Origin of the sequence: Actinomadura fibrosa (assembly GCF_900659615.1) — a bacterium.
Lineage (GTDB): Bacteria > Actinomycetota > Actinomycetes > Streptosporangiales > Streptosporangiaceae > Spirillospora > Spirillospora fibrosa.
The window spans coordinates 1-5,825 of record NZ_CAACUY010000390.1 but is presented as its reverse complement, the minus strand read 5'-3'; the positions used below and the strand labels follow the sequence as shown (position 1 = coordinate 5,825).

At 76.3% G+C, this 5,825-nt stretch carries 4 protein-coding genes; 1 reads left to right on the top strand and 3 read right to left on the bottom strand.

Going from position 1 to position 5,825, the window contains the following annotated elements:
* Positions 1 to 190: 190 nt before the first annotated feature.
* The 3 genes from E1300_RS46890 to E1300_RS46880 form a co-directional block, all read right to left on the bottom strand.
* A complete protein-coding gene (locus E1300_RS46890) occupies positions 191 to 613 on the bottom strand; it encodes an OB-fold nucleic acid binding domain-containing protein (protein ID WP_131763731.1) in 423 nt (140 codons plus the stop codon).
* A gap of 72 nt (positions 614 to 685) precedes the next feature.
* Positions 686 to 1,360 carry a response regulator gene (locus tag E1300_RS46885; protein WP_131763730.1) on the bottom strand — a complete coding sequence of 225 codons (675 nt, stop codon included), beginning with the start codon at positions 1,358 to 1,360 and terminating at the stop codon, positions 686 to 688.
* On the bottom strand, positions 1,357 to 3,831 hold the full coding sequence (locus tag E1300_RS46880; protein ID WP_242619857.1) for a sensor histidine kinase: 2,475 nt from the start codon (positions 3,829 to 3,831) through the stop codon (positions 1,357 to 1,359). Before E1300_RS46880 ends, E1300_RS46885 begins: the two co-directional genes overlap by 4 nt.
* 172 nt (positions 3,832 to 4,003) lie before the next feature.
* On the opposite strand from E1300_RS46880, the gene E1300_RS46875 reads away from it, so the two are divergent.
* Complete coding sequence (locus tag E1300_RS46875) at positions 4,004 to 5,512, top strand: MFS transporter (RefSeq protein ID WP_207400400.1); 1,509 nt, start codon at positions 4,004 to 4,006, stop codon at positions 5,510 to 5,512.
* The last annotated feature ends 313 nt before the right edge of the window (positions 5,513 to 5,825 follow it).

Sequence of the window (5,825 nt, the reverse complement as noted above, 5' to 3'; positions counted from 1 at the left end):
GGACGCGGTGGCGCCGCCGCCGGGCGCGGCTCCGTCGCCGGACGCAGGGGCCCCCGTGGCGGGTGCCTGCGCGGCCGCGTCCGGGGCGGCTCCGGGGGCGGGCTGCGGGGAGGCGGGGACGGCGTCCTCCGCGGGATCGGTGCTCACTTGCCGTTCGCTCACGTCGTTCTCCCGGCCGCGCGCGGCGGCCTCACGAACCGCCGCGCAGCTCGTATCGCGGATTGAACATGACCTTGCGCCCGTCCTGGAGGCTGACCAGGCCCTCGGCGCGCAGCCGGCGCCCCGGGTCGATGCCGGCGATCCTGCGCCGGCCGAGCCAGACCAGGTTGATCACGTCGGTGCCGTCGTAGAGCTCGGCCTCCAGGGCGGGAGCCCCGCCGCGCGGGCGGAGCGTCACCGTACGCAGCGTACCCGCTACGCAGTGTCGCTTGCGCGCTCCGCAGGCGGTGATGGGCGTCGCGCCCTCGTCACCGGTGGTCTTCTGGAGCTCCTCGGCCTCCAGCTCGGCCTTGCTCGACGCCATGCGGCGCAGGAAGCGCCGCAGTCCGCCCCTGCCGCCGTCGGGACCCGCGGAGCCCGTCTCCGGCGGCACTCCGGCCGAAACCTCGTCCATAGGTGGAAGCGTATGGCATCCCGGGGTGAATCGGACCCTCCGGCCATGGGGGAAATCCCCTGGCCCGGCGCCTCACGGCTCGAAGCGGTAGCCCATGCCCGGCTCGGTGATCAGGTGTCGCGGACGGGCGGGATCGGCCTCCAGCTTGCGCCGCAACTGCGCCAGGTAGACCCGCAGGTAGTTCGTCTCGGTCTCGTAGGAGGGGCCCCACACCTCGCGGAGGAGCTGCCGCTGCCCGACGAGCCGCCCGGCGTTGCGGACCAGGACCTCCAGGACGTGCCACTCGGTCGGGGTCAGCCGCACGGCCGCCCCGTCCCGGACGACCTTCCTGGCGGCGAGGTCGACGGTGAACCCGGCCGCCTGGACGACCGCGGTCTCGGCGGCGGGGGCGGCCCGGCGGACGGCGGCGCGCAGCCGGGCCAGCAGCTCGTCCATGCCGAAGGGCTTGGTGACGTAGTCGTCGGCGCCGGCGTCGAGGGCCTCGACCTTGTCGCCCGACCCGTGCCGGGCGGACAGCACGATGATCGGCGCGGTCAGCCAGCCGCGCAGGCCCGCGATGACGTCGGTGCCGTCCATGTCGGGCAGGCCGAGGTCCAGGACGATCACGTCCGGGTGGCGGCGCGCGGCGAGGTCGAGCGCCTCGCGGCCGCCGGCGGCGGCGTCGACCTCGTAGCCGCGGGCCCGCAGGTTGATCCGCAGCGCCCGGACGAGCTGCGGCTCGTCGTCCACGACCAGTACGCGTGTCATCGGCCCTCCTCGCCGCCGGGTCGCCGCGCGTCCGCGGTGGGCAGGGCGAGGACCATGGTCAGCCCGCCGCCGGGGGTGTCCTCGGGGGTGAGCGTGCCGCCCATGGCCTCGGTGAACCCCCGGGCCACGGCGAGGCCGAGCCCGACGCCGGAGCCGCCCGGGGCGTCGCCGAGCCGCTGGAACGGCGCGAACATGCGCTCCTTCGCGCCGCCGGGCACGCCGGGCCCGCGGTCGACGACGCGGACCTCGACGCGGCCGGGGCCGGTGCCGGCGGGCAGCTCGGAGGCGGTCACGAGGACGCGTCCCGCGCCGTGCCGGACCGCGTTCTCGATCACGTTGGCGAGGGCCCGCTCCAGCAGCCCGGCGTCGGCGGGCACCGGCGCGAGCGTCTCGGGCACGTCCAGGTCGACGCGGTCCTCGGGGACGCCGAGCAGCGCCTTCGGCAGCACCTCGTCCAGCGACACGGGCCGGATCAGCGGCGTGACCACGCCGGTCTGGAGGCGGCTCATGTCGAGCAGGTTGCCGATCAGGCCGTCGAGCCGGTCGGCGGACTCCTCGACGGAGGCGAGCAGCTCCGCCTCGTCCTCGGGGTCCCAGTCGACGTCGGTGGCGCGCAGGCCGCTCACCCCGGCCTTGATCGAGGCGAGCGGGGTGCGCAGGTCGTGCGAGACGGCGGCGAGCAGGGCGGTGCGGATCGTGTTGCCCTCGGCCTCGCGGCGGGCCCGCGCGGCCTCCTCCTCCAGCCGCCGCGCCTCCAGGACGGCGCCGGCCTGGGACGCGAACGCCGTCAGGACGCGGCGGTCGGCGGCGGGCAGGACGCGGCCGCTGAGCGCGAGCACCGAGTTCTCGCCGACGCGGGCGGTGGCCTCGGCCGACCCCGGGTCGGCGGCGGGGGCGTCGCCGGTGGAGCCGGCCGTGACCCAGCCGCCGCCGTCCCCGGCGCGCTCCAGCAGCGCGACGGCCCGGACGCCGAAGGTCTCCCTGACCCGGTCCAGCAGGGCGGGCAGTGCCCGCTCGCCGCGCAGGACGGTGGTGGCGAGAAGGCTCAGCGTCTCGGCCTCGGCGCCGGCCCGGGCGGCCTGCCGGGCCCGCCGCGCCGCCAGGTCCACCACGGACGAGACGGCCACCGCGACGGCCACGAACACGGCAAGCGCGAGCGCGTTGCCGGGCTGGCCGACGGTGAGCGTGTGGACGGGCGGGGTGAAGAACCAGTTCAGCGCCAGGAACCCGGCGATCGCCGCCGCCACCGCGGGCCACAGGCCGCCGGCCAGCGCCACCCCGACCGTCAGGGCGAGGAACAGCAGCATGTCGGTGTTGAGCGAGGGCGGGGACCCGGCGGGACGCAGGACGGCGGTCAGCAGCGGCGGGCCGAGCAGCGCCAGCGCCCATCCGGCGGCCCTGCGGCGGGCGCTGAGCGGGCTGCCCGCGAGCCGCACGGGCCCGCGTCCCTTGCCCGCGTGCTCGTGCGGGACGAGGTGCACGTCGATGTCCTCGGCCTCGCGGGCCACGGTGGCGCCGACGCCCGGGCCGAGGACGAACTGCCAGCCGCGCCGCCTGCTGGACCCGAGGACGACCTGGGTGGCGTTCACCCCGCGCAGGAACTCCAGCAGCGCGGTGGCCACGTCGTCGCCGACGACCTGGTGGTAGGTGCCGCCCACGCTCTCGACCAGGGCGCGCCGCCGGGCGGGGGTCTGCTCGGCGGGCGGCCCGGCGAGGCCGTCGCTGCGGCTGACGTGCACCGCGAGCAGATCGGCGTGCCCGGCGCGGGCGGCGATGCGGGCCGCCCGCCGGACCAGCGTCTCCCCCTCGGGGCCGCCGGTGAGCCCGACGACGATGCGCTCGCGCGCCTCCCAGGGCGCGGTGATGCCGTGCCGCCCCCGGTACCGGGCGAGGCCCTCGTCGACGCGGTCGGCGACCCACAGCAGCGCCAGCTCGCGCAGCGCGGCGAGGTTGCCGACGCGGAAGTAGTTCGCCAGCGCGGCGTCGACCTTCTCGGGCGCGTACACGTTGCCGTGCGCCATCCGCCGCCGCAGCGCCTCCGGGGACATGTCGACCAGCTCGATCTGCTCGGCGCGCCGGACGACCTCGTCCGGGACGGTCTCGCGCTGGACGGTGCCGGTGATGCGCTCGACGACGTCGTTCAGCGACTCCAGGTGCTGGACGTTGAGGGTGGAGACGACGTCGATGCCCGCGTCCAGGAGGTCCTCGACGTCCTGCCAGCGCTTCCCGTTGCGGGAGCCGGGGACGTTGGTGTGGGCCAGCTCGTCCACGAGGGCGACCTCGGGGCGCCTGGCGAGGACGGCGTCCAGGTCCATCTCGGTGAACGTGGACCCGCGGTGGACGAGCTCGCGGCGCGGGACGGTCTCCAGCCCTTCCAGGAGCACCGCGGTGCGGGCGCGGCCGTGCGTCTCGACGAGGGCGGCGACGACGTCGGTGCCGCGCTCGGCGCGGCGGCGGCCCTCGCCGAGCATGGCGAACGTCTTGCCCACGCCGGGCGCCGCGCCCAGGTAGATCCGCAGCGTGCCGCGTGTGCCCACGGTGATCCCTCCCCCGCCCGTAGGATACCGACCGATAGTGGAATAAAGCGTTCCGTTCTGCTATTATCGGAACAGAGCATTCCGCTCCTGTCGGAAGGACGTTCCCGTGAGCGCGACGATCGAGACACCGGTCCCCCAGCCGGGCCAGGCGGCCCCCTCACCCCGGGCCGCGGCGGAGCCCGCCCCCGGCGCGGCGCCGCACCCGCGGCGCTGGCTCGGCCTCTCGGCGGTGCTGGCCGCCACCCTGCTGAACCTCCTCGACTCCACCGTCGTCAACGTCGCCGCGCCCGCGATCCGCGCGGACCTCGGCGGGTCGCTGGCCGCGCTCCAGTGGACGGCCGCCGGCTACACCCTCGCCCTCGCCGTCGCGCTGCTCACCGGCGGGCGCCTCGGCGACATGTTCGGCCGCCGCCCGGTCCTGCTGGCCGGCGCCGCCGCGTTCATGGCCACCTCGGCCGCCTGCGCCCTCGCCTGGTCGCCGGAGAGCCTCATCGGGTTCCGGGTGGCGCAGGGCCTGGCCGCCGCCGTGATGATCCCGCAGGGCTTCGGGCTCATCCGGGACCTGTTCGGCCCCCGCGAGATCGGCAAGGCGTTCGCGCTGTTCGGCCCCGCCATCGGCCTCGCCACCATCCTCGGCCCGGTCGTCGCGGGCCTGCTGATCGACGCCGACGTGCTCGGCACCGGCTGGCGCGCGATCTTCCTGCTGAACCTGCCGATCGGCGCCTACGCCCTCGCCGTCGGCTCCCGCGTCCTGCCCGCCCCGGCCGCCGCGGACCGCTCCGGCGGCCTCGACGCCACCGGCATGCTGCTCGGCGGGACCGGGATGAGCATGCTCGTCTACCCGCTCGTCCAGGGCCGCGAGCTCGGCTGGCCCGCCTGGTCGCTGGCGCTGCTCGCCGGGTCCCTGCCCGTCCTCGCCGTGTTCGCCCTGCACCAGCGGAACCGCGCGCGTGCCGGCCGGACGCCGCTGCTGCGCCTCGGCATCTTCGCGGACCGGGGCTACCGCTCCGGCGCGCTGTTCGTCGTCGTCTTCTTCGGCACGATCACCGGCTCGTCCCTCGCCGTCGGCCTGTTCCTCCAGCTCGGCCTCGGCTACACCGCGCTCGGCGCGAGCCTCGCGATGGCGTCCTGGGCGATCGGCGCGTTCGCGGGCTCGGCGTTCGGCGGCGGCATGATGAACCGCCTCGGCCGGACGATCCTGCACATCGGCCTGACCCTGATGGCGGCCGGGACGGCGGCCCTGCTCGCGGTGCTCGGCACCGCCGGGACCGGGCTCGGCGGCTGGGACCTCGCCGCGCCGCTGCTGCTGTTCGGCGCCGGCATGGGCATGATCTTCGTCCCGCTGTTCGACATCATCGTCGCCGGCATGGCCGACGCCGACGTCGGCTCGGCGTCCGCCGCGCTGGAGTCGATCCAGCAGCTCGGCGCCTCGCTCGGCATCGCGGTCCTCGGCACGGTGTTCTTCGGGATCCTCGGGACCGGCCCGGCCGGGACCGCCGCCCACGAGCGGCTCGCCCTCGACGCCGCCGAGCACGTCTCCTGGCTCACCCTCGCCCTCACCGGCGCCGCGTTCCTGGTCGCCTTCCTGCTCCCCCGCCGCGCGCGGGCCCACTAGATCACGCGGACGACGGGCGGGCCGCCGTCACCGAATCGAGACCACGAAACTCCGGCGGCCCGCCGGTCCCGATCTCCCCGACCGTCTAACGTGCCGTCCTGACCCTCCGTGACCGGAACACCACGGAGGACGGGGCCGTAACGACGATTCACCGCGGGGACAGCATGGTGCGCAAGTTCGGGGGACGGACGACCGGGCGGCGCTGGCCGCTCACCGCGGCGGGGACGGCGACCGTCCTCGCCGCGGCGGCCTGCACGCCGGGGGCGGGCGGGACGGGTCCGGGGCGGCGGGCCGAGGCCGGGGTGTCGCGGGG